Genomic DNA, 25,938 nt, shown 5'->3' with positions numbered 1-25,938 from the left:
CGTGATGACCATAGCGGTCAGAATGGCCCAATGGCTAAAGAAAACAGAGGAAAAATCTTGGAAATAAATCGGCATAAAAACAGTGACAAAATCGGGGAATTGCCATACAATCAAGCAAGTTTCATATAAGAGGAGGATGGAAGAATGACGGTAAATAAAATGGAAGTGAAGCAAATTAACCAGCATGAAATCGGTATTTCGGGACTTGCCCATCTATTAATGATGATTGTAGAAGAAGGTTCTTCAGTAGGTTTTCTGCCCCCGCTTAAGAAAACGGAAGCAGAAAAATACTGGAGCAGTCTCATGCTCGATGACATATGCCTGTTTACAGCAGAGATAAACGGGGAGATTGCAGGAACGGTCCAGCTTCACTTATCCACCAAGCCAAACGGCCTTCACCGGGCAGAAATTGCCAAGCTCATGACCCATCCTTCCTTCAGAAATCGGGGAGTTGCCCGCATGCTGATGGAAAAGGCGGAGCAAAAAGCCAGGGAAGAGGGGAGAACCCTGCTTATTCTGGACACGAGAGAAGGGGCCCCGTCCAATAAGCTCTATCTTTCCCTTGGATATAAGGAAGCAGGGAAAATCCCGTCCTATGCGCTGTCTGCCGATGGGAGCATGCATGCCACCATTCTTTATTATAAACAGCTGGCAGACTCATAAAAAAACCGCCCTTTAATGGGCGGCTATAAGCTCATTTACGTTTTCTGCTGACCAGGTCAAGGGCTTTCTGGGTATTGGCAAAATGAGTTTTAGCATAGATCCCCAAATCCTGTACTCCGTTTTTTTCAATCAGCTTTGCTGCTGCTTCATCGACCTGCCTGCCGGCTCCTTTCGGCAAAATCATCCCCGCTTTTTCAGAAAGCTTTTCGAATTCTTTTACAAAGGAATAGCGGGCGATGATTGAAGCTGCAGCGACAGCAAGATGGACTCCTTCTGCTTTCGTGCTGAAATAGGTATTTTTTTTAGAGAAGGTTTGCCCCTTTAGATGGCTGTAATAAATATTTGGATCAACAAACTGATCAATTAAAATGGCCTCAGGTTCTTCAGGGCTGATCTTGCGGGTGAGGTGGCTGATGGCCTGATTATGCAGCCACGCCTTCATTTTCCCCTGAGTCATCCCTTTCTTCTGTAGCTCGTTGTATTTTTCATTTTTTAATACGAGCAGACTGTATGGGACAGCATGAATCAGCTGTTTGGCAATTTCAATGATTTGCGGATCTTTTAATCCCTTTGAATCACGGGCCCCCATCTCTTTGATAAGAGGAATGTTCTCCTTGCTGACATAGGCAGCGACCACCGTCATTGGACCGAAATAATCGCCTGTGCCTACCTCATCCGACCCGATGGCGGAAAGAGATGCAATGTTTGGAGGAGGAGCAAATCCGCTGACTGTTTTGGCGGATGAAGCGGTTTTAGGTTTGGATGCCGGTGCTTCAGATGTTCCCCAGCGCTGAGCCTCTGCTTCGGCAAGTCTTCCCTGGAACAGAATCTTTCCGGATTTGTAACCGGTAATGGTGCAACCATCTATTTTTGCAGAAAAGACCGCTCCTGCCGGAAGCTTGGAAATGGAGCTTGATTTGTAATAGTTCGCTGCTTTTGCAAGCAGTTCCTGATTTGCCTGAATAACGGAATGTGCCAAAAGTTTTCTTCCTTCCCTGGTAAATTACGGATTTTCAATCGGATCCTGCACAGCACGGCTTCCCATAAAGGAAATAAACATGTTATGATAAAGATTAGGATTCCGAGGAATGGAGGATGTACGTTGTCAAATCGTTCAAAGACTAAAACGAATGTTGATATATATGGTCAGCAATATTCCATCATAGGGACGGAAAGTACAAGCCATATGAGGCTTGTCGCATCTATTGTTGACGACAAAATGAGGGAAATGAACAGCCATAATCCTTCTCTCGACATAAACAAACTGGCCGTTCTAACCGCGGTAAATGTTGTTCACGAATACTTAAAATTAAAAGAAGAATGTGAGCTTCTTGAGAGAAAGCTTTCAGAAAAGGATTGATTGGAAGTATGCTTGATCTGATTCTGGCAGTGCTGCTGCTATTTGGAATTTTAACCGGTTTAAGGCGGGGGTTTATTATGCAGCTCGTCCATTTAACCGGGTTTATCATTGCTTACATTGTAGCATATTTATACTATGCAGATTTAGCTCCTAAGCTTGAACTCTGGATCCCTTACCCATCCATGGGAGAAGGGCAGGCTGCGGTTTCTTTCTTCACAGGAGGCAGGCTGGAGGACGCTTATTACCGGGCGATCGCATTTGCCATCCTGTTTTTTGGAACAAAAATCGCAACTCAAATTATTGGCTCTATGCTTGACTTTGTGGCCATGCTGCCTGTTATTAAACAGCTTAACCGCTGGGGGGGCGCCATTCTTGGGTTTGCTGAAGTATACTTGATCGTCTTTTTCCTTTTATTTATCGGAGGCTTGTTTCCGATGGAAAATGTGCAGAATGCGATGCAGGACTCTGCTTTAGCGAATGCGATTGTTCATCATACCCCTTATTTTTCCGATAAGGTAAATGAACTGTGGATTCAGTATACCGGCAAGTCATAAACTTCTCAGGATGAGAGGTTTTTTCCCATGTCTAATGATAATTGAATGAGGTGATGCTGTATGGCTATACATAAAAAGGATGTCATTAAACTGCTTGAAACCATTGCAATCTATATGGAATTGAAAGGGGAAAACCCGTTTAAAATTTCAGCTTTCAGAAAAGCGGCAAATGCTCTGGAGCAGGATGACCGGAGCCTGAGTACGATTGATGATTTCACGAAGCTTCCGGGGATTGGAAAGGGAACGGCAGCTGTCATACAGGAATTTCTTGAAACCGGTGAATCAGCTGCATTGGATCAGCTGAAAAATGAAGTACCCGAAGGTCTTGTTCCTTTATTAAAGCTTCCCGGGCTTGGAGGAAAGAAGATTGCCAAACTCTATAAAGAATTAGGGATAGACGGAGTGGAATCATTGAAAAAAGCTTGCCTTGAGCATAAAATACAGGGACTGGCAGGCTTTGGGGCTAAAACGGAAGAGAAGATCCTGGCTGCGGTAGAGGATATGGGCAAGAGACCTGAACGTCTGCCGCTTGCCTTCATGCTTCCCATTGCGGCCGATATTGAAGCGTATTTGGCTGGATGCCCTGATATTATCCGCTTTTCCAGAGCGGGCTCGATCAGGAGGATGGCTGAAACGGTTAAAGATCTTGATTTCATCATTTCTGCATCAGAACCGGGAAAAGTCCGCGATTACTTAATGCAGATTCCGAATAAAGGTGAAGTCATCGCTGGAGGGGATACGAAGGTCTCCGTGGAACTGGCCTATGATTTTTCGGTGAATGCAGACTTCCGTATTGTGAAAGATGAAGAGTTTGCCACGACGCTCCACCATTTCACGGGATCTAAGGATCATAATGTCCGAATGAGACAGCTTGCTAAGGATCAGGGACAAAAAATCAGTGAATACGGTGTTGAAGATGTAAAAACCGGTAAGGTTAAAACGTTTAAAGATGAAACAGAATTTTTTGCTCACTTCGGCCTTCCCTTTATCCCTCCGGAGTTAAGGGAAGATGGGAAAGAGGTAGAAAATCCGGACCGGGTTTCCGGGCTCGTGTCAAATGATCAGATTATCGCTGACCTTCATATGCACTCCACTTGGAGCGACGGTGCTTTTACGATTGAAGAAATGGCGAACGCCTGCCGTGCAAAAGGGTATAAGTACATGGCGATCACGGATCACTCGCAGTATTTAAAGGTAGCCAATGGGCTGACACCTGAAAGACTGAGAGAACAGCGTCTTGAAATTAACCGTTTGAATGAAACGTTTGATGATTTTAAGATTCTCGCAGGCGTCGAGATGGATATTCTGCCTGACGGAACTCTGGATTACGACGACAGGATGCTTGCGGAAATGGATTTGGTTATTGCATCGATCCATTCAAGTTTTTCACAGCCGAGAGAAAAGATCATGGAAAGGCTGAAAACCGCATTGACGAGTCATCACGTGGACATTATCGCTCATCCGACAGGCCGGCTGATCGGCCGAAGAGACGGGTATGATGTGGATATCGATATGCTGATTGATCTGGCTAAAGAAACAAATACCGCCCTGGAGTTAAACGCAAATCCCAACCGGCTTGATTTGAGCGCGGTTAATGTGAAAAAAGCCCAGGAAGCAGGCGTGAAGCTCGTTATTAACACGGATGCACACAATATGGAAATGCTGGAACACATGCCGATCGGCATATCGACGGCGATAAAAGGAACGGTAAAAGGGGAAAATGTCTTAAATACTTGGGAACTGGATCAGCTTCTTCAATTTCTGAACAGACATCATTCCTAAAGATTTGGGAGGTCTGCAAGTTGCAGGAAAAAGGATTACACGTTTTAGAGTTTCATAAAATCAGGCAGCAATTGATGAACCATTCCGCTTCTTCGTTAGGGAAAGAAAGAGCAGGTTCTCTTCTTCCGACAAAGGATTTAACGGAGGCGGAAAGATGGCAGCAGGAAACCTTTGAAGCAGCTGATATGTTAAGGATAAGAGGGCATGCTCCATTTGGAGGCCTTTCGGATATACGGGCAAGTCTGAAGCGCGCAAAAATCGGCGGGGTACTAAGTGCTCAGGAATGTATGAGTACGGCTGCCGTGCTTTATTCCGGAAGACAAATGAAGCAGTTTATCATAGAGATAGCGGAAGATGACATTCTGGACATTCCTTATTCCGAGGAAAAAGCAAGGATCATCGAACCGCTTACCGATTTAGAAAAGAAAATCAATCAATGTGTGGATGATAATGGGGACATACTCGATCATGCGAGTGATTTGCTCCGCTCGCTCCGCCAGCAGCTTCGGACTCTTGAAGCACGGGTTCGTCAAAAGCTCGAATCCATGATTCGTTCTTCATCCGCCCAGAAAATGCTTTCCGACGCAATCATCACGATTAGAAATGACCGGTTTGTCATTCCGGTTAAGCAGGAATACCGCTCTTCATACGGCGGAATTGTACATGATCAGTCTTCTTCGGGTGCAACCCTTTTTATTGAACCGCAGGCTGTCGTGGATATCAATAATTCCCTTCAGCAGGCACGTGTAAAGGAAAAGCAGGAAATAGAAAGGATTTTGAGAGAGCTTTCGGAAGCAATCGCAGCGGACGCGGATATCATTTTATCGAATGTGGAAGTTCTGGCTGACCTTGATTTTATGTTTACAAAAGCAAGGTATGCAAAAGCCATCAAAGCTTCCCGTCCAGCTTTGAATAACAGAGGATTTATCCGATTGATGAAAGCAAGACATCCGCTTCTTGCTGCTGATGAGGTGGTAGCCAACGATATCGTACTGGGGGACTCCTATTCTACGATTGTCATAACCGGACCGAATACGGGAGGAAAAACCGTTACTCTTAAAACGATCGGCCTCTGCACGCTAATGGCTCAATCCGGATTGCAGGTGCCTGCAGCAGATGGTTCCGAAATGGCCGTATTCGACTCAGTTTATGCGGATATAGGGGACGAACAGTCCATTGAGCAAAACTTAAGCACCTTCTCTTCCCATATGGTTAATATTGTGGATATTTTAAAGAAAGCGGATCAAAACAGTCTCGTTCTATTTGATGAGCTCGGTGCGGGAACCGATCCTCAGGAAGGAGCGGCGCTTGCGATATCCATTTTGGACGATGTGTACGGAAGAGGAGCAACAGTCGTTGCCACTACCCACTATCCCGAATTAAAAGCCTACGGCTATAACCGGCAAGGGGTCGTCAATGCGAGCGTTGAATTTGATGTTGAGACTCTCAGTCCCACCTACCGCCTGCTGATTGGTGTACCGGGGCGAAGCAATGCCTTTGAAATTTCAAGAAGACTTGGACTTTCTGAACATGTGATCGAATATGCTAAATCAAATATGACGGCAGAAAGCAACGAAGTGGATACGATGATTGCCTCACTGGAAGAAAGCAAGAAAGAAGCAGATGAAGAGGCAGCCGAAGCGGAACGGTTCCGAAAAGATGCGGAAGATCTTCATAAAGAACTGCAGAGGCAAATTCTCGAATTCAATGAACAGCGCGACAAGCTGTTTGAAGAGGCAGAAAACAAAGCAGAAGAGAAGCTTGAAGAAGCCAAGAAGGAAGCGGAAGAAATTATCCGCCATCTGCGCAAACTTCAGAAAGAGCAGCATGGGTCGATTAAGGAGCATGAGCTGATTCAGGCAAAAAAACGTCTGGAAGAAGCTCAGCCGGTTTTTTCCAAATCCGCTTCTAAAAAGAAACAGGAACAAGTAAAAGAGGATCGCTCCTTAAAGCCGGGGGATGAAGTCAAGGTGCTTAGTTTCGGCCAGAAAGGGATCTTGCTTGAACAGTCAGGGAACAAAGAATGGAACGTTCAGATGGGAATTCTGAAAATGAAGGTCAAGGAATCGGATATGCAGTACCTGAGCAGACCGAAGCCTGTTGTTGAAAAACCATTGGCGACTGTAAAAGGAAAGGACTATCATGTATCCCTTGAACTCGACCTTCGCGGAGAGCGGTTTGAAAATGCTCTTTCAAGAGTAGAGAAATATCTGGATGATGCGGTTTTAGCCGGTTATCCGAGGGTGTCCATTATCCACGGAAAAGGTACGGGGGCGCTGCGCAAAGGGGTTCAGGAGCTTCTGCAGAATCACCGAAGTGTCAAAAATACACGGTTTGGAGAAGCCGGAGAAGGCGGCAGCGGTGTGACCATTGTTGAGCTCAAATAAGGGGAGGGAAACAGCCAGATGAATCCTTTCTGGGAGAATGATTTAATCCAGACTGCTGCCTACTATAGTGTCGTTATTTTATGTATGATTGTCTTTATGAGTATTTTTGAACTCGTCACTAAATATAAAAACTGGGATGAAATTCAAAATGGAAACCTTGCTGTAGCGATGACCACCGGCGGTAAAATTTTCGGAATCGCCAACATTTTCCGGTTTTCCATCGAACAGCATAATTCTCTTTTTGAAATGATCGGGTGGGGCTTCTACGGATTTTTCCTTATGCTCCTTGGCTATTTTATTTATGAGTTCTTAACACCTAAATTCAGGATCGATGAAGAAATTCAAAAGGATAACCGGGCAGTAGGATTCATCTCAATGGTTATCTCAGTAGGATTGTCCTACGTGATTGGATCAAACATTTAAGGGGAATTAAATGGAAACTTTAGCGAAAGTGCTGCTGGCTGTCTGCGGATTGTTTATCGTGATTGGTTTGATCTATCTGTTTTTTTGGTCTTAATCAGGTTGGAGAAGGATTCTCATTCGAGAGTCCTTTTTTTGTCCCATCCATGCTCTTCAGAAAATGGAATGAAAAAAACGAATGTTCTATAATGGATAGGAAGAGTTCAATCTATATGCGAGGAGGAGCATAGAATGTATAGATCCGTTGCAGATTTTATTGCTGAATGGAAAAAGGAAGCAGGATTAACCCAAAAGCTATTGGATCATTTGACAGATGATTCATTGAAACAGCAGGTGTATCCGGAAGGACGTATATTAGGAACCATTGTATGGCACTTCACGGTGAATATTCCAGATTATTTAGCCGAGTTCGGATTGGAGATTGACCGCATTGGAACTGAGGAAAATGTTCCATCGTCTGCAAAGGAAATAGCAGCAGCCTTCAAGGATGTAAGCGCGGAGGCAGCCAGAGTCATTCAGGAACAATGGAAGGATGAAACACTCGTACAAGTTCAGCAAGCCTTTGGAAGACAGGAATCAAATGCTTCGATACTGATGGGGCTGATTAAACACATTGTTCATCATCGCGGACAAGCGACCGTTCTTATGCGCCAGGCGGGATTAAAGCCGGCTTGGATTTATGGGCCGGCAAAAGAAGATTGGATTGAGATGGGCATTCAGCCGAGGCTTTAAAAATTTTTATTCCAATTCTTGCCCCCCTTACTTTTGGAAGAGCAAATAGGCGGATGAGATAATTTATTTAAAAGTCTGAATATACTGTTATAATTAAGGCGTAAGCCGAAAGTCACAAGGGGGGAATAAATATGGATTTAATCAGACCATGGCTCGATCAGTTTCCAGCAGAAATACCGGCGGCATTAAGCTTTGAGCCCAAAACGCTTCAAACCTATTTAGAAGAAACGGCCGCGGAGTTTCCAGAAAAAAAGGCTGTCAGTTTCTTTGGGAAGACGCTCACTTACTCCGTTTTGCTGAATGAAGCTAAAAAATTAGCCGGATATCTCCAAGGTCTTGGACTGAAAAAGGGCGACCGTGCAGCGATTATGCTCCCTAATTGTCCTCAGGGGGTCATTTCATATTACGGTGTCCTGATGGCAGGAGGAGTGGTCGTTTCCACAAATCCGCTCTATACAGAACGTGAAATTGAGTATCAGCTGAACGATAGCGGAGCAGAGTATATCATTACGCTGGATTTGCTGTTCCCGAGAGTCTCTAAAGTGAAAGCGTTAACAAAATTAAAGCACGTAATTGTTACAAAGATTCAAGACTACCTGCCATTTCCGAAAAATCTTCTGTATCCGATCGTTCAGCGCAAACAGACAAAAGTTAAGGTGGATGTTGCTCACGGAGGAACGACGCATTTATTTTCAACAATTATAAAAGAATCTCAAGCCGTGTTCACAAAAGTTAAGACGGATCCGGTTGAAGATATCGCGCTGCTTCAATATACAGGAGGGACCACCGGTTTCCCGAAAGGTGTTATGCTAACCCATAAAAATATAGCAGCGAATACCGTGATGTGCTCGGCTTGGATGTACAATTGCCGCCGCGGAGAAGAAAAAGTGCTCGGGCTGCTTCCATTTTTCCATGTATATGGGATGACGGCAGTTATGCACCTTTCCGTTACAGAGGGCTATAATATGATTCTTCTTCCGAAGTTTGATGCGGGCGATACACTGAAAACCATTCATAAGGAAAAGCCTACGTTATTCCCTGGAGCACCTACCATTTATATTGCCCTGCTTAATCATCCTGATCTGAAAAAATATGATTTATCGTCTGTCCAGAGCTGCATCAGCGGTTCAGCTCCGCTCCCTGTAGAAATACAGGAAAGGTTCGAGAAGGAAACCGGAGGCAAGCTTGTGGAAGGATATGGATTGTCAGAAGCATCCCCTGTTACTCATTCCAACTTTTTATGGGGCCGAAGGAAGAAAGGCAGCATTGGTGTACCTTGGCCGAATACTGACGCCATGATCTTATCCCAGGAAACAGGGGGCCAGGCAGAGCCCGGTGAAAAAGGAGAATTGATCGTCCGCGGTCCTCAGGTTATGAAGGGCTACTGGGGAAAACTAGAAGAAACAGAAGCTGTATTGAAAGATGGATGGCTGTTTACTGGAGATATTGGGTATATGGATGAAGACGGATATTTCTATGTAGTAGACCGGAAGAAAGATATGATCATTGCCGGCGGATACAACATTTATCCGCGTGAAGTAGAAGAAGTCCTCTATGAATATGATAAAATACAGGAAGTAGTTGTCGCAGGGGTGCCTGATCCTTACAGAGGGGAAACGGTGAAAGCCTATGTGGTCCCTAAGGAAGGCGTGAAAATCTCGGAGGAAGAACTGAATGCCTTTGCCCGAAAGCATTTGGCGGCCTATAAAGTTCCAAGAATTTACGAATTCAGAAGTGAGCTCCCTAAGACTGCAGTCGGTAAAATTTTAAGAAGGGCCCTTATAGACGAAGAAAAGGAAAAGCTGAAAAACGCCAATTAACGCAGGCAGGGGGATTTCTCCCATCAGGAAATTTCCCCTTTTTAAAATAGTGGTTTTCGCTTGACACATCCTGGCCAATTTACTATTATGAAAATATGAATGATGATTCATTCATTTCAAAAAGGAAGGTAGTCCAGTGAAACAACACAAACCGAAATACAAACAAATTATTGATGCGGCAGTGATCGTCATTGCTGAGAATGGATACCATCAGGCACAGGTTTCAAAGATTGCCAAGCAAGCCGGTGTAGCAGATGGAACCATCTATTTATACTTCAAAAATAAAGAAGATATCCTCGTTTCATTGTTCCAGGAGAAGATGGGTCTCTTTATTGAAAAGATTGAAGGAGAAACTTCCGGAAGAACAAAAGCTGCAGATAAGCTTTACGTTCTGATTGAAAAGCATTTTTCTCTCCTTTCTGATGATCATCATCTGGCCATTGTCACGCAGCTGGAATTAAGACAATCCAACAAGGATCTCAGACTGAGAATTAATGAAGTGCTTAAGGGATACTTGAATGTTTTGGATTCAATCATTCAAACAGGAATTGACGCAGGCGAATTCAGGGAAGATCTGAATCTGCGGCTTGCAAGACAAATGATTTTCGGCACAATTGATGAAATTGTGACCACATGGGTAATGAATGAAGAAAAGTATGACCTGGTGGCTCTGGCCGGACAGGTTCATCATATGATTGTCCGCGGTTTCGGGAGCAATCAATAACACTTATTCAGGAGGATGACCAGTGGGATATTTATCTATACAAAAAGAACAATATGTAGCTTCTGTTAAAATTGATAATCCCCCTGCAAATGCCTTGGGTTCCTATGTTCTTGAGGAATTGGCGGGATTCATAGAAGAAGCTGAACACGATCCTTCCATCCGGGTGATTTTACTTCACGGAGAAGGGAAGTTCTTTTCGGCTGGAGCAGACATTAAGGAGTTTACAACTGTGAAATCCGGTGCTGAATTCTCGAGACTGGCAGCAAAGGGACAGCAGCTGTTTGAAAGAATCGAAAGCTTCAGCAAGCCGGTTATTGCAGCCATTCATGGGGCGGCATTGGGAGGCGGCCTTGAACTTGCAATGTCCTGTCATATTCGTTTGGTGACAGAAAATGCAAAACTTGGCCTGCCGGAGCTGCAGCTTGGGCTGGTACCCGGCTTTGGCGGCACCCAGCGTCTGCCGCGCTACGTTGGCCAGGCGAAAGCACTGGAATTGATGGCGACGAGCGAACCGGTCAGCGGGACAGAAGCAGCGAAGCTTGGACTTGCAAACAAAGCGGTTCCGGAAGAAATGCTTCTTCATGAAGCAAAACAGCTCGCGTTAAAAATGGCTTCTAAAAGTCCGAACACAATGAAAGCGGTCCTTGAGCTTCTAAGCTTCGGGAAGTCAGCAGACTTCCATAGAGGGATGGAAAGAGAAGCCGTTCTTTTTGGGGAAGTTTTTGATAAACAGGATGCAAAAGAAGGAATTCAGGCTTTTCTTGAGAAACGCACTCCTCAATTTAAAGGGGAATAGTTGGACGGGGAGAATTCCCCGGCTATATAATGGAAGCGTATACAACTAAACTGGAATGATATGCGAAACAGGGGGATGGAGAAATGAATATTTTTGTAATCATGAAGCGCACGTTTGATACGGAAGAGAAAATTTCCATCAGCAGCGGAAAAATTCAAGAGGATGGAGCCGAATTTATCATCAACCCTTATGATGAATATGCGATTGAAGAAGCCATTCAGATCAGGGATGCTGAAGGCGGAGAAGTGACCGTTGTCACAATCGGCGGCGAAGAAGCAGAAAAAGAATTGCGCACTGCGCTTGCAATGGGCTGTGACAAAGCTGTGTTAATCAATACAGAAGATGACCTTGAAGACGGTGATCAGTTTACATCAGCAAAAATCCTTTCTGAGTTTTTGAAGGATAAAGAAGCAGACTTAATCCTTGGCGGAAACGTTGCGATTGACGGCGGATCCGGACAGGTTGGACCGCGCCTTGCAGAGCTTTTGGATATTCCTTATGTCACGACCATCACAAAGCTTGAAATCGATGGGCGCAAAGCAACCGTTACAAGAGATGTCGAAGGGGATTCGGAAATTATTGAAACCTCCCTCCCGCTTCTTATTACAGCCCAGCAGGGTCTGAATGAACCCCGCTATCCTTCACTTCCGGGAATCATGAAAGCGAAGAAAAAGCCGCTGGATGAGCTTGAACTTGATGACCTGGATCTGGAAGAAGATGATGTAGAGCCTAAAACCAAAACCATTGAAATTTATATGCCTGCCAAGAAGGAAGCTGGAAAAGTGCTTCAGGGAGAATTGGACGCACAGGTAAAAGAACTTGTCAGCCTGTTAAGAAACGAAGCAAAGGTCATATAATCGCCGTATCAAAGACTAGTTGTCTAGTATACTCGGGAATTCGGAGAAATAGGGGGAAATGATAATGGCAAGAAAAGTTCTTGTATTGGGAGAAGTTCGGGATCAATCATTGCGTAATGTATCATTTGAAGCAATCGCAGCAGGGAAAATCGTTTCAGAGGGCGGCGAAGTGGTTGCGGTTTTAATTGGAGATCAAGTAGCAGGCCTTGCTGAGGAAATGATTCACTATGGGGCGGACCGTGTTGTAACGGTCGAAGATGAAAAGCTCGCTGCCTATACACCTGATGGCTTTTCTCAGGCTCTTATGGCTGTGGCGGAAGAAGAAAAACCTGAAGGAATGGTATTCGGCCATACGGCTTTAGGAAAAGACTTATCTCCTAAAATTGCCGCAAAACTGAACTCAGGATTAGTATCTGATGCTACTGCCGTAGAAGAAGCGGGCGGCAATATCGTCTTTACCCGTCCAATCTATTCCGGTAAAGCTTTTGAAAAAGTGATTGTCACAGAAGGAATTGTTTTCGCTTCGATCCGTCCTAATAACATTGCACCGCTTGAAAAAGATGAGTCCAGAAGCGGAGAGGTTCGTTCTGTTGCGGCAGAAATTAAAGATTTGCGCACCATTGTGAAAGATGTGATCCGCAAAGCAACAGAAGGAGTAGACCTTTCCGAGGCAAAAGTAATTGTTGCCGGAGGAAGAGGCGTGAAAAGCACGGATGGGTTTAACCCTCTTAAAGAGCTTGCTGACGTTTTAGGCGGAGCAGTTGGAGCATCCCGCGGTGCATGTGATGCGGACTACTGTGACTACTCCCTTCAAATTGGACAGACAGGAAAAGTGGTTACACCTGACCTGTACATCGCATGCGGAATATCCGGAGCTATTCAGCACTTGGCGGGAATGTCAAACTCCAAGGTGATTGTCGCTGTTAATAAAGATCCGGAAGCAAACATTTTTAAAGTGGCTGACTACGGCATCGTAGGAGACCTTTTCGAAGTCATTCCGATGCTGACGGAAGAGTTCAAAAAAATGAAAGTTCATTCTTAATCATAAGCGTACGTATCATAAAATCCCCCGGGTAATGCCGGGGGATTTTTTGGGGGGAATAACCCACCAATTAAATGAAAACAGCCTTTACTGAAGGATATGGAAAACAGCATGTAGATTGATAACACCTGCTGGCTGGAGCGGAGTGCGTGAAACCCTTGCTTAGAGAAGCGGCACAGGTGAGACCCTGCAGTGGCGAAGCCCGGAGAAGGCTTAACGCAAGCCCAAGGATAGGCAGCTTTACTAAATAGAAACGCTTATCAGATTCTGGTGTTTTTCCATATTTAAATGGGAATAATGACATCGAAGCAAAATCTTAGCACACTCAAAGGTTAGGTGCTATACTTAGTGCATATTCTTTAAGATTTTAGGAGGAATACAAGATGGCTATTTCACACGTAACGGATCAAAACTTTTCTGCTGAAACTGGAGAAGGCGTCGTTCTTGCAGATTTCTGGGCACCTTGGTGCGGACCTTGCAAAATGATTGCACCAGTACTTGAAGAATTGGATCAAGACATGGGCGACAAAGTAAAAATCGTCAAACTTGACGTTGATGAAAATCAGGAAACAGCCGGCAAATACGGCGTAATGAGCATTCCTACCCTGCTTGTATTCAAAAACGGCGAGGTTGTAGACAAAGCGGTTGGCTACCAGCCGAAAGAAGCTCTAGCTGAATTGCTAAGCAAACACGCGTAATTAAAATCAGCCCCTTTTGGGGGCTGATTTTTTTTAGTTTAAAATGGTCGGCGAGAGAACGGCCAGAAAAACAGGAACAACGGCCAGAATCCCGTCGAGAACCGCCAGTAAACGGTGCGGACGGCCAGAATAAATGAAACGGACAGATACAGAGTGAGAACGGCCAGAAAATCCGGAACGAGGGCCAGATACTCGGCCTGAACGGCTATGAAAGCGGAGCGGATGGACAAAATAATTCAATCAGCCAAATAACGGAGCCGATGGTTCGTGGCCAGAAGGCTATTCTTAGTAATTTTTGTGCATTTATCGTACAATATAAGGCAAATGACTGGATGGATGTGGTGAAATGAAAGACAGGATTAGAGAAAAATTAGCCCTCCTTCCCGATCAGCCAGGCTGCTACTTAATGAAAGACAGGCAGGGAACCATTATTTATGTCGGCAAAGCGAAGGTATTGAAAAACCGCGTCCGATCTTATTTCAGCGGTTCTCATGATGGGAAGACGCAGAGGCTTGTGAATGAGATAGAGGACTTTGAATACATTGTAACGTCCTCCAATATTGAAGCGCTCATTCTGGAAATGAATTTAATTAAGAAGTATGATCCTAAATATAATGTCATGCTGAAGGATGACAAATCTTTCCCTTTTATTAAAATTACAGGGGAGCAGCACCCCCGTCTCATTGTTACGAGAAAAATTAAAAAGGACAAAGGGAAATATTTTGGTCCTTATCCCAATGTTCAGGCTGCGCGGGAAACGAAAAAGCTTTTGGACCGGCTTTATCCGCTTCGGAAATGCAACAGTATGCCGGACCGCGTCTGCCTCTATTACCACATGGGACAGTGTCTGGCCCCGTGTGTTTATGATGTGACTGCGGAGACGAACCGGAAAATGGTGGATGATATCAGCCGGTTTCTGAATGGCGGGTATAAAGAAATCAAATCGGACTTAACGGATAAAATGTATAAAGCATCGGAATCAATGGATTTTGAAAGAGCGAAGGAATACAGAGATCAGATTGTGCATATTGAAGCGACAATGGAAAAGCAAAAAATGTCGATGACGGACTTTGTAGACAGGGATGTATTTGCGTATGCCTTTGACAAAGGCTGGATGTGTGTACAGGTATTCTTCGTCCGTCAGGGGAAACTGATCGAACGGGATGTTTCAATGTTCCCTATTTATAATGAACCCGATGAAGAATTTTTGACATTCCTTGGCCAATTTTATCAGCAGAGCAGCCATTTTTTGCCGAAAGAAATCATGATTCCCGACAGCGCCGATGCAGCAATGGCGGAGCAGCTGCTCAATATCAGGGCTCTCCAGCCGAAACGCGGAGCGAAAAAGGATTTGCTCTTGCTTGCCCATAAGAACGCAAAGATCGCCTTAGGGGAGAAGTTTTCCCTTATTGAAAGGGATGAAGAGCGGACGATCAAAGCCATTGAAAATCTAGGTGAGAAAATAGGGATATCCGTTCCTGTGCGAATTGAGGCGTTTGATAATTCCAATATTCAGGGAACGGATCCTGTTTCGGCCATGATTGTATTTATTGATGGAAAACCCGCAAAGAAAGAGTACCGTAAATATAAAATCAGGACAGTAACAGGACCCGATGATTATGAATCGATGAGGGAAGTCGTCAGAAGAAGGTATTCACGCGCATTGAAAGAAAACCTTCCGCTTCCGGATCTCATTGTGATTGATGGAGGAAAAGGACAGATTTCAGCGGCGAAAGATGTCCTTGAAAATGAATTGTCCCTTGAAATTCCTGTTGCAGGACTTGTTAAAGATGATAAGCACCGGACTTCCAATCTGATGATTGGGGATCCACTTGAATTGGTAACACTCGAAAGGAACTCGCAGGAGTTCTACCTTCTGCAGCGCATTCAGGATGAGGTCCACCGTTTTGCCATTACCTTTCACCGTCAGGTCCGCGGGAAAAATGCCATTACCTCTGTACTTGATGAAATTCCGGGCATTGGGGAGAAACGGAGAAAAATGCTGCTTAAGCATTTTGGATCAGTCAAAAAAATGAAAGAAGCTACAGTAGAACAAATTAAAGAAGCGGGGGTCCCTTATGCAACGGCAGAGCTGATTTATGAAAAATTAAAAGAATAGCCTTGTGCTTTTTCCAAACGTTTGCTACAATACAAACTAATTTAATACGGTCGTTTAGTTCGTTAAATGACGATAGAGGTGCGAACTTCAAGAGTAAGCATAAACAGGAAAATGGATTCCGTTTACGTATGCTGAAAGGGGAGCGTCGCCGAAGAAGAAAGAGTGCCATTGCTGGTTCTTCTGGTTTTGCATTGAATAAATGCAGGGCTGTCAAGATTAAATCTTGGAGAGCTATCTCATTGTATCGACGAAGAACTTTTTCGTTTATGCAAGCAATGAGATTCCTGTCTCATTGCTTTTTATTTTGGCCTCTAACGTTTGAACTTGCGATTTACATTGATCAAAGGAGCGATAACGCGTGGGACTGATTGTACAAAAATTCGGCGGAACTTCCGTGGGATCTGTAGAGAGAATTTTGAATGTTGCAAACAGGGTGATTCAGGAAAAGGAAAAGGGTCATGACATCGTGGTTGTCGTATCAGCGATGGGGAAAACCACAGATCAGCTCGTTTCACTTGCAGAAGAGATTACGTCTAAACCGAGCAAAAGAGAAATGGATATGCTGCTGACTACAGGCGAGCAGATAACAATTTCTCTTTTGACGATGGCTCTTCAGGAGAGAGGATATGATGCCGTTTCTTTTACAGGCGGACAGGCAGGAATCCTGACAGAAGCCCGTCATGGAAATGCGAGAATTACAAAAATCGAAGATGACAGGATCTCTGAGGAGCTCGCACAAGGACGGATTGTTGTAGCAGCCGGTTTTCAGGGAAAAGATGAAAACGGCGAAATTACGACTTTGGGCCGCGGCGGTTCAGATACGACAGCGGTTGCTCTCGCCGCAGCGCTGAAAGCTGATAAATGCGACATCTATACAGATGTGACCGGTGTTTTTACAACGGATCCCCGTTTTATTAGCGGAGCCCGGAAGCTTGATGGGATTTCCTATGATGAAATGCTTGAACTGGCAAACCTTGGAGCCGGTGTCCTGCACCCGAGAGCCGTTGAATTTGCAAAAAATTATAACGTAGCATTAGAAGTTCGATCCAGTATGCACGATGAGCGCGGAACGCTAATTGAGGAGGAAAGTACGTTGGAAGAAAATTTAATTGTTAAAGGCATTGCATTTGAGGATCAGGTCACAAGGGTTTCAGTATGCGGCCTTCCGAATAACCTAAGTACCCTTTCTACTATATTTTCTACCCTTGCGGAGCATGGAGTAAATGTGGATATTATTATTCAGAGTCTTACTGATAAAGAGAATGCGTCAATCTCCTTTTCTGTAAAAACGAATGATCTCGAAGAAACGATTGAAGTGCTGGAAACCCATAAGTCTCAATTGAAATTCAAGAAAATCGAATCTGAAAAAGGATTGTCCAAAGTTTCCATCGTCGGATCTGGAATGGTTTCCAATCCGGGGGTGGCAGCCGGAATGTTCACGGTTCTTTCGAATGAGGGGATTCAGGTGAAAATGGTCAGTACATCTGAAATTAAAGTTTCCACTGTCATTGAACAGGAGGATATGGTTCGTGCAGTAGAAGCTTTGCATGAAGCATTCGAACTGTCCGGGCAAAGAGCATCCGTTTAATAAAAACAAAAAAACAGGCAGCCGACGGTGTGCCTGTTTTTTTGCTTACTCATCAATCTGGTCTTTTTTGTCCCACTTCACTGTTAACATCACTTTTCCAGAGCGCCGCTTCACTTGTTCATAGGCTTCTGCCGCATGTTTTCCTATTGTCTGTACCTGTTCGGCTAAAAATCCCGCTTCAAGCTGGAAGGAAGGCTCTTTCTGAGATTTGAAGCGCGCATCGATAAGGTCTGAAGACAATTCAAATTCCATTTCGCCTTGTTTCCTATGTATAAGGGAGAGTGTTCCCCAGCCTGCAAGAGCAAAAAACTGAGGCAGTTCTTCAGCTGTTTCAAGCGGGTAGTGTCTGGCAAGCTTTCTGCCAGCCCAATAAAGCATGGACGGATATTCCTGTCCAAGGATCTCAGGAAGCAGCACTTCACGAAGCAGCTCATGCCCAAATGCAGGGACATGCAGCTCTTCCAATGCATCTGCTTCTACCTGATTACGGATATTTTTCATATTCTTTCCCCTCTTTCTAAAATTCATTATATATCAAGAACAGGGGGGATTAACATGAAATATAAGGAAGATCCAAGCGCCGATTGCTTTAAAAAAGCAAGGAAAGCCCATGTTCCGCACGCTAAAGGGATTTATCCGATTTTTACATTTCGATGACAATGAAATAACAGAGGTCCCCCTTTACTGGAGGAGCCCATCCATAGTTTCTTCTATATTTCAATATATTAATAAAATTAATTTTGTTAAAATCGATGACAATTCCGAAAATTATAATTTATGAACACGTTTTCTTGACGCTCCAAAAGGTTAGGAGTAAAATGAATTTGTCACATTTTATCAGTTTATAACAAGGTGGAACGGCGGTTAGTCAAAAGTTTCCAATAATAGAAAACCAGATTGAAAGTCTTGCTTCCCACAATCCTTTAAGTGAGTGAAAAAGACAGCGATTTCGGGAAATAAGTTGGGAAGAAATGCTATTTTAATAGCTTGCCATGACTAATCCTCTCATGTTCCAGGCTGGAAAATGGGGATAGGAGAAACCCGATAAAAACTAGATTAACTTTGATTAGGGGGTAAAGGATTTATGGCTGGTAATAAGGAGTTTGCGGTGCGCAGACTGCACTCGCTGCTGGGGGTTATTCCTGTTGGAATCTTCCTGATTCAGCATCTTGTCGTTAACAACTTTGCTACTAGGGGAGAACAAGCATTTAATGATGCTGCTCATTTTATGGAAAGCCTTCCATTCAGGATTGTGCTTGAGACGGTAATCATTTTCCTGCCGCTATTATTCCATGCTATTTATGGTGTTTATATTGCTTTTACGGCGAAAAATAATGCTTCCCGCTACAGCTATTTCAGAAACTGGATGTTTGTCCTTCAGCGTGTAACCGGTATCGTCACATTCGTATTCGTTGCCTGGCATGTCTGGGAAACAAGAATTGCGGCTGCGTTTGGTGCAGAAGTCAACTTTTCAATGATGGAAAATATTTTAAGCAATCCGTGGATGGTCGCATTTTATGTGATCGGTATCATTTCCACTGTCTTCCATTTCGCGAATGGCCTCTGGTCTTTCTGCGTTACATGGGGAATTACTGTAACTCCTCGTTCGCAGCTTATTTCTACTTATGTAACACTGGCTATCTTCGCCGCTTTGGCTTATGTAGGTGTTACTTCAATCTTTGCATTCGTATAAAGAGAACACGTCAATCAAGGGAGTGGGCTAGATGAACAACAATCGTGTAATTATCGTCGGCGGCGGTTTGGCCGGGCTGATGGCTACTATAAAGGCTGCCGAAAAAGGAGTCAGTGTCGATCTGTTCTCATTGGTTCCTGTAAAGCGTTCTCACTCAGTGTGCGCGCAGGGCGGAATCAATGGAGCGGTGAATACAAAAGGAGAAGGGGATTCTCCTTGGGAACATTTTGATGACACGGTATACGGAGGGGATTTCCTCGCGAATCAGCCTCCTGTTAAAGCGATGTGCGAAGCAGCACCTTCCATTATTCATCTGCTTGACCGTATGGGCGTTATGTTCAACAGGACACCGGAAGGGTTGCTCGATTTCCGCCGTTTTGGAGGAACCCAGCATCACCGTACCGCGTTTGCCGGTGCCACGACCGGCCAGCAGCTTTTATATGCTTTGGATGAGCAAGTGCGCCGCTATGAGGTGGCCGGGCTTGTCAGAAAGTTTGAAGGATGGGAGTTCCTTGGAGCGGTAATCGATGATGACCGTGTATGCCGGGGTATTACAGCTCAGAATCTTTCTTCTATGGAGATTAAATCGTTCCGTTCCGACGCTGTTATAATGGCGACCGGCGGACCTGGAATTGTTTTTGGAAAATCAACGAACTCTGTGATTAATACAGGATCTGCAGCCTCAATTGTTTATCAGCAGGGTGCATACTACTCCAACGCAGAATTTATCCAGATCCATCCGACGGCCATCCCTGGAGATGATAAGCTGCGTCTGATGAGTGAATCAGCCCGCGGTGAAGGCGGACGCGTGTGGACGTATAAGGACGGGAAGCCTTGGTATTTCCTTGAAGAAAAATATCCTGCGTACGGCAACCTTGTACCGAGGGATATTGCCACAAGAGAAATTTTCGATGTATGTGTGAATCAGAAGCTTGGCATCAACGGAGAAAACATGGTTTATCTGGATCTTTCCCATAAGGATCCGAAAGAGCTTGATATCAAGCTTGGCGGAATTATAGAAATCTATGAAAAATTCATGGGAGACGATCCGCGTAAAGTTCCGATGAAAATATTCCCTGCTGTTCATTATTCAATGGGCGGTTTATGGGTTGATTATGACCAGATGACCAACATTCCGGGATTGTTCGCAGCGGGTGAATGTGACTACTCCATGCATGGAGCCAACCGTCTTGGGGCTAACTCCCTTCTTTCTGCGATTTACGGAGGAATGGTAGCGGGTCCGAGCGCTGCGAGATATATTCAAGGACTTGAAAGCTATGCAGAGGATATGCCTTCCAGCGTATTTGAACGGCATGAAAAAGAAGAGCAGGCGAAATGGGAAGGAATTATGAGCATGGACGGAAATGAAAATGCTTATGTTCTTCACAGAGAGCTTGGCGAATGGATGACCGCAAATGCGACGGTAGTCCGCTACAACGATAAACTTCTGGAAACAGACGAGAAAATTCAGGAATTGATCCAGCGCTATGACCGCATCAATATTAACGATACGGCAAAATGGAGCAATCAGGGGGCTGCCTTTACCCGCCAGCTGAAAAATATGCTCAATCTTTCCCGTACGATTGTACTCGGTGCATATAACCGTAATGAAAGCCGCGGTGCCCATTACAAGCCTGACTTTCCTGAACGGAATGATGAAGACTTCCTGAAAACAACAATGGCGAAATTCACCGGCGACCACGAAGCGCCTGCACTCCACTACGAAGAAGTGGATACATCCCTGATTGCACCTAGGAAAAGGGATTATTCCAAGAAGAAAGGAGCAAAAGCATGAGTGAGAAAAAAACCATTCGTTTTGTAATTTCGCGCCAGGATTCTCCTGAAGCCGCTCCTTATGATGAGGAATTTGAGCTTGAGTACCGGCCGAATATGAATGTTATTTCAGCTCTAATGGAAATCAGAAGAAATCCTGTGAATGCCAAAGGGGAAAAAACAACTCCGATTACATGGGATATGAACTGTCTGGAAGAAGTGTGCGGTGCATGCTCAATGGTAATTAACGGGAAACCGCGCCAGTCCTGTACAGCCCTTGTGGATAAACTGGAGCAGCCGATCCGCCTTGCTCCGATGAAAACATTCCCTGTCGTCCGCGATCTTCAAGTAGACCGCAGCAGAATGTTTGATTCCCTTAAGAAAGTAAAAGCGTGGATTCCGATCGATGGAACGTATGACCTTGGTCCTGGACCGCGTATGCCGGAGAAAAAGCGCCAATGGGCGTATGAGCTGTCCAAATGCATGACTTGCGGGGTTTGTCTGGAAGCCTGCCCGAATGTAAACAGCAAATCCAACTTCATTGGACCTGCTCCGCTCTCACAAGTCCGCTTGTTCAACGCCCATCCTACAGGAGCTATGAACAAATCAGAGCGTCTTGATGCTTTAATGGGAGACGGCGGTCTTCAGGACTGCGGTAACTCTCAAAACTGTGTGCAGTCCTGTCCGAAAGGCATACCGCTTACAACCTCTATAGCTGCTTTAAACCGAGATACAAATCTCCAGGCCTTCCGCAATTTCTTTGGAAGCGACAGAGCCTGACTATAAAACCAGCCGATTATCCGGCTGGTTTTTTTGTGTGCATTCCATTCTTACAGAGGGATTGCCGTGCCACTGTTTTTCAATGCCGTTATCAAAGGATGGAGGAAGAATAGGGAAGCAGAAAAAGAAACCGTTCATCAGGTCTTTTTTTGCTGACAGGGATGCAGATTTCCACGCAGCGGAAAGGAAGGCTTTAGTCTATGCTAAAAGCGTGATAATAAAAATGGACGCTGCAATTCTTCAATTCAGTCACCGCTATGCTTAAAAGCACATACTATATTTTGACTAATCGGATACCCACGTGCAAGCACAGCTCTCACCTAGCAAGGAGGGTTACAATAATTGAAGGACAAAGAGTTTCAATCTAAGCCATTACTCACGAAAAGAGAAAGAGAAGTATTCGAACTATTGGTTCAAGATAAAACAACAAAAGAAATAGCAGGAGAGCTCTTCATAAGTGAAAAAACAGTTCGAAACCATATTTCGAATGCGATGCAAAAGCTTGGAGTCAAGGGGCGTTCACAAGCGGTTGTAGAGCTCCTTCGGATGGGTGAACTAGAGCTCTGATTCAGGACCGGCCGGCCTTCCCAAAGGACCGCCGGCTTTTTTATGTCTACCGGGACGGCGGCCCGCTACCGGAATTCAAGAATTTTTTCAGCCTGAAAAACGCTGTCCGGCAAGATAAAACTTCTCTTCTAAAGGTTTTTATAAGACTTGCAATTTAAAAGAAAAACGGGGAGAATAACAGAGGGAAACAGTATGAATAATTGTTTCTAATGCATATGAGCGGGGTATGGGCATGATAAAAGATAAACCTTCTGGAAATGGCCATGTAGCGGATATCGAAAAGGCGCTCAGGCGGATTTCGGGGAATATTAAACAAAAGGGCAGAGAAATACTTAACCAATATAAAATTACTCCGCCGCAGTTTGTTGCTCTTCAATGGCTTCTGGACTACGGCGATATGACAGTGGGAGACCTGGCGGGCCGCATGTATTTAGCGTGCAGTACAACGACCGATCTCGTTGACCGCATGGAGAAGGCAAATTTTGTTGTGCGAATCAGGGATGGAAATGACCGGAGGGTTGTAAGGGTCCATCTTCTTGAAGAAGGAGAAAGAATCATTGAAGAGGTCATCGTAAAAAGGCAGGACTATTTGAATGAACTTCTCATTCACTTTGATGAGTCCGAAAGGCTCACTTTTGAACGTCTGCTGAATAAACTGCAACAGGAAATGAATGAAGAATGAGGCGATTTTTTGAATAGACCGATTGGAGTTATTGATTCAGGGATAGGCGGCATGACTGTAGCGAAGGAAATGATGAGGCAGCTGCCTAAAGAAGAATTAATTTATCTGGGTGACAGCCAGCGCTGTCCATACGGCCCCCGTCCTGCATCGCAAGTTTTGCAGTATACATGGGAAATGACCAATTACCTGCTGTCGGCCCATCATATAAAAATGCTTGTTATTGCCTGCAATACGGCGACTGCGATTGCTCTCGAAAAGATAAAAAGCCAAGTGGACATTCCGGTCATCGGGGTTATTCAGCCAGGAGCCAGAACGGCGATTAAGCTCAAGAAAAACCAGCGGATCGGTGTGATTGGGACTTCGAATACTATTCAAAGCGGGGCGTACGTCGAAGCACTGAAAGCTTTAAAAGAATCAGTGGAGGTAGAAAGTCTCGCGTGTCCGGAATTTGTTCCTCTTGTGGAGAGCGGGAATTTTGAAGGGGAGCTCGCCAGGGAAATCGTTAAGCAAACCCTTTACCCGCTTAAAAATCTTTCACTGGATTCCCTCATTCTTGGATGCACACACTATCCGGTTTTGAGGCCGCTTATCGAAGAGTATATGGGTCCGGAAGTAAAAGTCATTTCCTCAGGTGATGAAACAGCAAGGGAAGTCAGTACCATCCTTTCCTATCATCAAGCCTTAAATGAGACGGATGGCGTAAAGCATCATCAATTTTTCACAACAGGCCCTCGTGATCTATTTCAGGATTTTGCATCAAAATGGTTTGGAGAAGCCATCGAAAGTGTGCATACCATAAATCTTGAAGAAGCCCTTCAATCTTAAAAGAGATTCTGTTCCTTCGGAGTCTCTTTTTTTCTTGGGACAAAATCTTATGCGGGGGCGGTATAAAATAAACCGGGGCTCGTATACATAGTAGTACAAACAGCCTCAGGAGGGATAATCATGCCGATTAACAAAAGGTTAGCAGTCGCGGTTTCATCTATCGCTGTTACTTCTATTGTACTATCAGGATGCGGCTTGTTCGGCGGAGGAGAACAAGCAGTGAAAGAAGTAGATCCGCCGCAGGATGTCAAGTATACAGATGCAAAAAACGGTGAGATGAAGAAAGAAGAGGGGCAAAAAGCCGCTGATGAAAAGGGTCAAACCGTATCAAGAGATATTTACTTAATCGATCACAACGGCATGGTTGTTTCTCAAGCTATGCCTCTGCCTAAAAAGGAAGGAGCGGCTAAACAGGTTCTGGAATACCTTGTCGATGGCGGTCCGGTCAGCAATATGCTGCCGGATGGATTCAGGGCGGTTCTTCCGGCGGATACTCAAGTGCTGGGTGTTACGATCAAAGACGGTACCGCTACAGCAGATTTTTCAAAGGAATTTGCCAATTATAAGCCTGAGGATGAACAAAAAATCCTTCAGTCGATTACTTGGACACTCACTCAATTTGAGTCCGTCAAGAAGGTGAAAATCTGGGTGAACGGCCATCCTTTAAATGAAATGCCGGTGAACGGAACGCCTATTTCCGGGGAAATGGGGAGAAGCGACGGGATTAACATGGATACAGCAGATGTTGCGGATATAACGAACACGCATCCTGTGACCGTTTATTTCCTGGGTCAAACTGAAAACGGAACTTACTATGTCCCCGTAACAAGACGGGTGGATAATAAGGAAAAGGATCCGATTACAGCGGCCGTTAATGAGCTGCTCAAAGGTCCTTCAAGCACAAGCGGACTTTTGGATGAGTTCCAGGGCACAGTGAAGCTAAATTCACCGCCTAAGTACGAGAATGGGAAAGTAACACTTGATTTTAATAAATCCATTTATGGCAGCGCGGATGGAGAGAAAAAAGTCATTTCAGATAAAGTTCTGACTTCTATCGTCCTTTCATTAACGGAGCAGCAGGGTGTAGAAACCGTTGCATTAACGGTAGACGGAAAAGCTGATCTTCTAAATGAGAAGGGGCAGAAACTGTCGAAGCCTGTTGCCCGTCCCGTAAATGTAAACACCGGTAGTTTTTAAAGCAGAATTTTTGATATACTATAAGAGGAAAGTAAAGAGGCATGCTTATTATGAAGCTGCCTCTTATTTATTGCAGGCGGAGCGCTATGCCTGTTATTTGGACGGAGGTTTATTGGATGAGAAACGATGGAAGAACCAAAAATCAGCTTAGACCAGTGGAAATGCAAACAGAATTTATTACACATCCGGAAGGGTCTGTTTTAATTACAGTTGGAAATACAAAAGTCATCTGCAATGCGAGTATTGAGGACCGAGTGCCTCCTTTCATGAGAGGGCAGGGGAAAGGGTGGATTACGGCAGAGTACTCCATGCTCCCGAGAGCAACTGAGCAAAGAACCATAAGAGAATCTTCAAAAGGAAAAGTTTCAGGAAGAACGATGGAAATTCAGCGTTTAATCGGACGGGCTTTAAGAGCCGTTGTCGACCTGAATAAGCTTGGAGAAAGGACAATCTGGATTGACTGTGATGTGATTCAGGCAGATGGGGGAACTAGAACCGCTTCCATAACAGGAGCATTTACTGCTATGACGATTGCACTTGGCAAGCTTGTGGATAAAAATATTTTAACCGAATTGCCTGTAACAGATTTCCTTGCGGCTACTTCCGTTGGAATTGATCCTGAAAACGGTGAAATCCTGGATTTGAATTACATAGAAGACTCTTCTGCGGAAGTGGATATGAATGTCATTATGACGTCCAGAAATGAATTGGTGGAGCTGCAGGGAACAGGTGAGGAAGCAACCTTCTCAAGGAATCAGCTGAACAAACTTTTAGATCTGGCAGAAGAGGGTATACATACATTAATTGAACATCAAAAATCGGTTTTGGGTGATTGGGCCTCTCATATTGTCAAAAATCTTGAGAAAGAAGGTTGAAACA

At 44.6% G+C, this 25,938-nt stretch carries 25 protein-coding genes and 1 riboswitch; of the genes, 23 read left to right on the top strand and 2 right to left on the bottom strand.

Annotated features, from left to right (window positions below):
- The first annotated feature begins 144 nt into the window (after positions 1-144).
- A complete protein-coding gene (locus CEF21_RS16675) occupies positions 145-663 on the top strand; it encodes a GNAT family N-acetyltransferase (protein ID WP_123918312.1) in 519 nt (172 codons plus the stop codon).
- Positions 664-694: 31 nt separating this feature from the next.
- Here the strand turns inward: CEF21_RS16675 and rnhC are convergent, their stop codons facing one another.
- Positions 695-1,642 carry a ribonuclease HIII gene (gene rnhC / locus CEF21_RS16670; protein WP_123918310.1) on the bottom strand — a complete coding sequence of 316 codons (948 nt, stop codon included), beginning with the start codon at positions 1,640-1,642 and terminating at the stop codon, positions 695-697.
- A gap of 123 nt (positions 1,643-1,765) precedes the next feature.
- Between rnhC and zapA the strand changes: the two genes are divergently transcribed.
- The 14 genes from zapA to CEF21_RS16600 all read left to right on the top strand — a co-directional run bounded on the left by zapA (position 1,766) and on the right by CEF21_RS16600 (position 17,542).
- Entirely contained in the window at positions 1,766-2,023 is a 258-nt protein-coding gene (zapA, locus tag CEF21_RS16665; RefSeq protein WP_035410884.1) for a cell division protein ZapA, read from the top strand.
- Positions 2,024-2,031: 8 nt separating this feature from the next.
- Entirely contained in the window at positions 2,032-2,577 is a 546-nt protein-coding gene (locus tag CEF21_RS16660; RefSeq protein WP_123918308.1) for a CvpA family protein, read from the top strand.
- Between the two features lie 60 nt (positions 2,578-2,637).
- Complete coding sequence (gene polX / locus CEF21_RS16655) at positions 2,638-4,359, top strand: DNA polymerase/3'-5' exonuclease PolX (RefSeq protein WP_123918306.1); 1,722 nt, start codon at positions 2,638-2,640, stop codon at positions 4,357-4,359.
- Between the two features lie 20 nt (positions 4,360-4,379).
- Entirely contained in the window at positions 4,380-6,746 is a 2,367-nt protein-coding gene (locus tag CEF21_RS16650) for an endonuclease MutS2 (protein ID WP_123918304.1), read from the top strand.
- A gap of 18 nt (positions 6,747-6,764) precedes the next feature.
- Positions 6,765-7,169, top strand: coding sequence for a DUF350 domain-containing protein (locus CEF21_RS16645; protein WP_123918302.1), 405 nt, complete (start codon positions 6,765-6,767; stop codon positions 7,167-7,169).
- A 228-nt stretch (positions 7,170-7,397) separates the two neighbouring features.
- Positions 7,398-7,898, top strand: coding sequence for a DinB family protein (locus tag CEF21_RS16640; RefSeq protein WP_123918300.1), 501 nt, complete (start codon positions 7,398-7,400; stop codon positions 7,896-7,898).
- A gap of 131 nt (positions 7,899-8,029) precedes the next feature.
- Positions 8,030-9,718 carry an AMP-binding protein gene (locus CEF21_RS16635; protein ID WP_123918298.1) on the top strand — a complete coding sequence of 563 codons (1,689 nt, stop codon included), beginning with the start codon at positions 8,030-8,032 and terminating at the stop codon, positions 9,716-9,718.
- Positions 9,719-9,854: 136 nt separating this feature from the next.
- Entirely contained in the window at positions 9,855-10,442 is a 588-nt protein-coding gene (locus tag CEF21_RS16630; protein ID WP_123918296.1) for a fatty acid metabolism transcriptional regulator FadR, read from the top strand.
- Positions 10,443-10,464: 22 nt separating this feature from the next.
- Positions 10,465-11,238, top strand: coding sequence for an enoyl-CoA hydratase (locus tag CEF21_RS16625; RefSeq protein ID WP_123918294.1), 774 nt, complete (start codon positions 10,465-10,467; stop codon positions 11,236-11,238).
- 83 nt (positions 11,239-11,321) lie between these two features.
- Positions 11,322-12,095, top strand: coding sequence for an electron transfer flavoprotein subunit beta/FixA family protein (locus CEF21_RS16620; RefSeq protein WP_123918292.1), 774 nt, complete (start codon positions 11,322-11,324; stop codon positions 12,093-12,095).
- A gap of 64 nt (positions 12,096-12,159) precedes the next feature.
- Entirely contained in the window at positions 12,160-13,137 is a 978-nt protein-coding gene (locus tag CEF21_RS16615) for an electron transfer flavoprotein subunit alpha/FixB family protein (RefSeq protein WP_123918290.1), read from the top strand.
- A gap of 383 nt (positions 13,138-13,520) precedes the next feature.
- On the top strand, positions 13,521-13,835 hold the full coding sequence (gene trxA / locus CEF21_RS16610) for a thioredoxin (protein ID WP_035410850.1): 315 nt from the start codon (positions 13,521-13,523) through the stop codon (positions 13,833-13,835).
- Positions 13,836-14,181: 346 nt separating this feature from the next.
- Positions 14,182-15,954, top strand: a complete 1,773-nt coding sequence (gene uvrC, locus CEF21_RS16605) for an excinuclease ABC subunit UvrC (protein WP_123918288.1) — start codon at positions 14,182-14,184, stop codon at positions 15,952-15,954.
- A 65-nt stretch (positions 15,955-16,019) separates the two neighbouring features.
- Positions 16,020-16,196, top strand: a riboswitch (Lysine riboswitch).
- Between the two features lie 116 nt (positions 16,197-16,312).
- A complete protein-coding gene (locus CEF21_RS16600) occupies positions 16,313-17,542 on the top strand; it encodes an aspartate kinase (RefSeq protein ID WP_123918286.1) in 1,230 nt (409 codons plus the stop codon).
- Positions 17,543-17,587: 45 nt separating this feature from the next.
- On the opposite strand, the gene CEF21_RS16595 is transcribed toward CEF21_RS16600, so the two are convergent.
- Entirely contained in the window at positions 17,588-18,034 is a 447-nt protein-coding gene (locus CEF21_RS16595) for a YslB family protein (protein WP_241156884.1), read from the bottom strand.
- Positions 18,035-18,626: 592 nt separating this feature from the next.
- On the opposite strand from CEF21_RS16595, the gene CEF21_RS16590 reads away from it, so the two are divergent.
- The 8 genes from CEF21_RS16590 (at position 18,627) to rph (ending at position 25,934) form a co-directional block, all read left to right on the top strand.
- A complete protein-coding gene (locus CEF21_RS16590; protein ID WP_123918282.1) occupies positions 18,627-19,235 on the top strand; it encodes a succinate dehydrogenase cytochrome b558 subunit in 609 nt (202 codons plus the stop codon).
- Positions 19,236-19,266: 31 nt separating this feature from the next.
- Positions 19,267-21,030: a succinate dehydrogenase flavoprotein subunit gene (sdhA, locus tag CEF21_RS16585; RefSeq protein ID WP_123918280.1), complete on the top strand. Its 1,764-nt coding sequence runs from the start codon at positions 19,267-19,269 to the stop codon at positions 21,028-21,030.
- Positions 21,027-21,788, top strand: a complete 762-nt coding sequence (sdhB, locus tag CEF21_RS16580; protein WP_123918278.1) for a succinate dehydrogenase iron-sulfur subunit — start codon at positions 21,027-21,029, stop codon at positions 21,786-21,788. Before sdhA ends, sdhB begins: the two co-directional genes overlap by 4 nt.
- Before the next feature lie 342 nt (positions 21,789-22,130).
- Positions 22,131-22,355 (top strand): spore germination transcription factor GerE, encoded by a 225-nt coding sequence (gerE, locus tag CEF21_RS16575; protein WP_066226504.1) that lies wholly within the window; start codon positions 22,131-22,133, stop codon positions 22,353-22,355.
- A 232-nt stretch (positions 22,356-22,587) separates the two neighbouring features.
- Positions 22,588-23,037: a MarR family winged helix-turn-helix transcriptional regulator gene (locus CEF21_RS16570; RefSeq protein WP_206427780.1), complete on the top strand. Its 450-nt coding sequence runs from the start codon at positions 22,588-22,590 to the stop codon at positions 23,035-23,037.
- 9 nt (positions 23,038-23,046) lie between these two features.
- A complete protein-coding gene (gene racE, locus CEF21_RS16565; protein ID WP_123918274.1) occupies positions 23,047-23,862 on the top strand; it encodes a glutamate racemase in 816 nt (271 codons plus the stop codon).
- A gap of 120 nt (positions 23,863-23,982) precedes the next feature.
- Positions 23,983-25,059: a GerMN domain-containing protein gene (locus CEF21_RS16560; protein WP_123918272.1), complete on the top strand. Its 1,077-nt coding sequence runs from the start codon at positions 23,983-23,985 to the stop codon at positions 25,057-25,059.
- A gap of 116 nt (positions 25,060-25,175) precedes the next feature.
- The gene (gene rph, locus CEF21_RS16555) at positions 25,176-25,934 is read left to right on the top strand and encodes a ribonuclease PH (RefSeq protein ID WP_123918270.1); all 759 of its coding nucleotides are present in this window, start codon (positions 25,176-25,178) and stop codon (positions 25,932-25,934) included.
- Positions 25,935-25,938 lie beyond the last annotated feature (4 nt).

It is taken from the genome of Bacillus sp. FJAT-42376, assembly GCF_003816055.1.
In the GTDB taxonomy this organism is placed as follows: Bacteria; Bacillota; Bacilli; order Bacillales; family Bacillaceae; genus Metabacillus_B.
The sequence above is the reverse complement of the archived record's forward strand: the minus strand, read 5'-3'. Positions and strand labels throughout refer to the sequence as shown.

Excerpts from the sequence above, each read along its gene's own strand:
- CEF21_RS16635 (WP_123918298.1), top strand. The coding sequence starts at position 8,030 with ATGGATTTAATCAGACCATGGCTCGATCAGTTTCCAGCAGAAATACCG.
- polX (WP_123918306.1), top strand. The coding sequence starts at position 2,638 with ATGGCTATACATAAAAAGGATGTCATTAAACTGCTTGAAACCATTGCA.
- CEF21_RS16620 (WP_123918292.1), top strand. The coding sequence starts at position 11,322 with ATGAATATTTTTGTAATCATGAAGCGCACGTTTGATACGGAAGAGAAA.
- CEF21_RS16615 (WP_123918290.1), top strand. The coding sequence starts at position 12,160 with ATGGCAAGAAAAGTTCTTGTATTGGGAGAAGTTCGGGATCAATCATTG.
- CEF21_RS16590 (WP_123918282.1), top strand. The coding sequence starts at position 18,627 with ATGGCTGGTAATAAGGAGTTTGCGGTGCGCAGACTGCACTCGCTGCTG.
- CEF21_RS16660 (WP_123918308.1), top strand. The coding sequence starts at position 2,032 with ATGCTTGATCTGATTCTGGCAGTGCTGCTGCTATTTGGAATTTTAACC.
- trxA (WP_035410850.1), top strand. The coding sequence starts at position 13,521 with ATGGCTATTTCACACGTAACGGATCAAAACTTTTCTGCTGAAACTGGA.
- sdhA (WP_123918280.1), top strand. The coding sequence starts at position 19,267 with ATGAACAACAATCGTGTAATTATCGTCGGCGGCGGTTTGGCCGGGCTG.
- rph (WP_123918270.1), top strand. The coding sequence starts at position 25,176 with ATGAGAAACGATGGAAGAACCAAAAATCAGCTTAGACCAGTGGAAATG.
- CEF21_RS16640 (WP_123918300.1), top strand. The coding sequence starts at position 7,398 with ATGTATAGATCCGTTGCAGATTTTATTGCTGAATGGAAAAAGGAAGCA.
- CEF21_RS16560 (WP_123918272.1), top strand. The coding sequence starts at position 23,983 with ATGCCGATTAACAAAAGGTTAGCAGTCGCGGTTTCATCTATCGCTGTT.
- uvrC (WP_123918288.1), top strand. The coding sequence starts at position 14,182 with ATGAAAGACAGGATTAGAGAAAAATTAGCCCTCCTTCCCGATCAGCCA.
- CEF21_RS16645 (WP_123918302.1), top strand. The coding sequence starts at position 6,765 with ATGAATCCTTTCTGGGAGAATGATTTAATCCAGACTGCTGCCTACTAT.
- CEF21_RS16675 (WP_123918312.1), top strand. The coding sequence starts at position 145 with ATGACGGTAAATAAAATGGAAGTGAAGCAAATTAACCAGCATGAAATC.
- sdhB (WP_123918278.1), top strand. The coding sequence starts at position 21,027 with ATGAGTGAGAAAAAAACCATTCGTTTTGTAATTTCGCGCCAGGATTCT.
- CEF21_RS16570 (WP_206427780.1), top strand. The coding sequence starts at position 22,588 with ATGATAAAAGATAAACCTTCTGGAAATGGCCATGTAGCGGATATCGAA.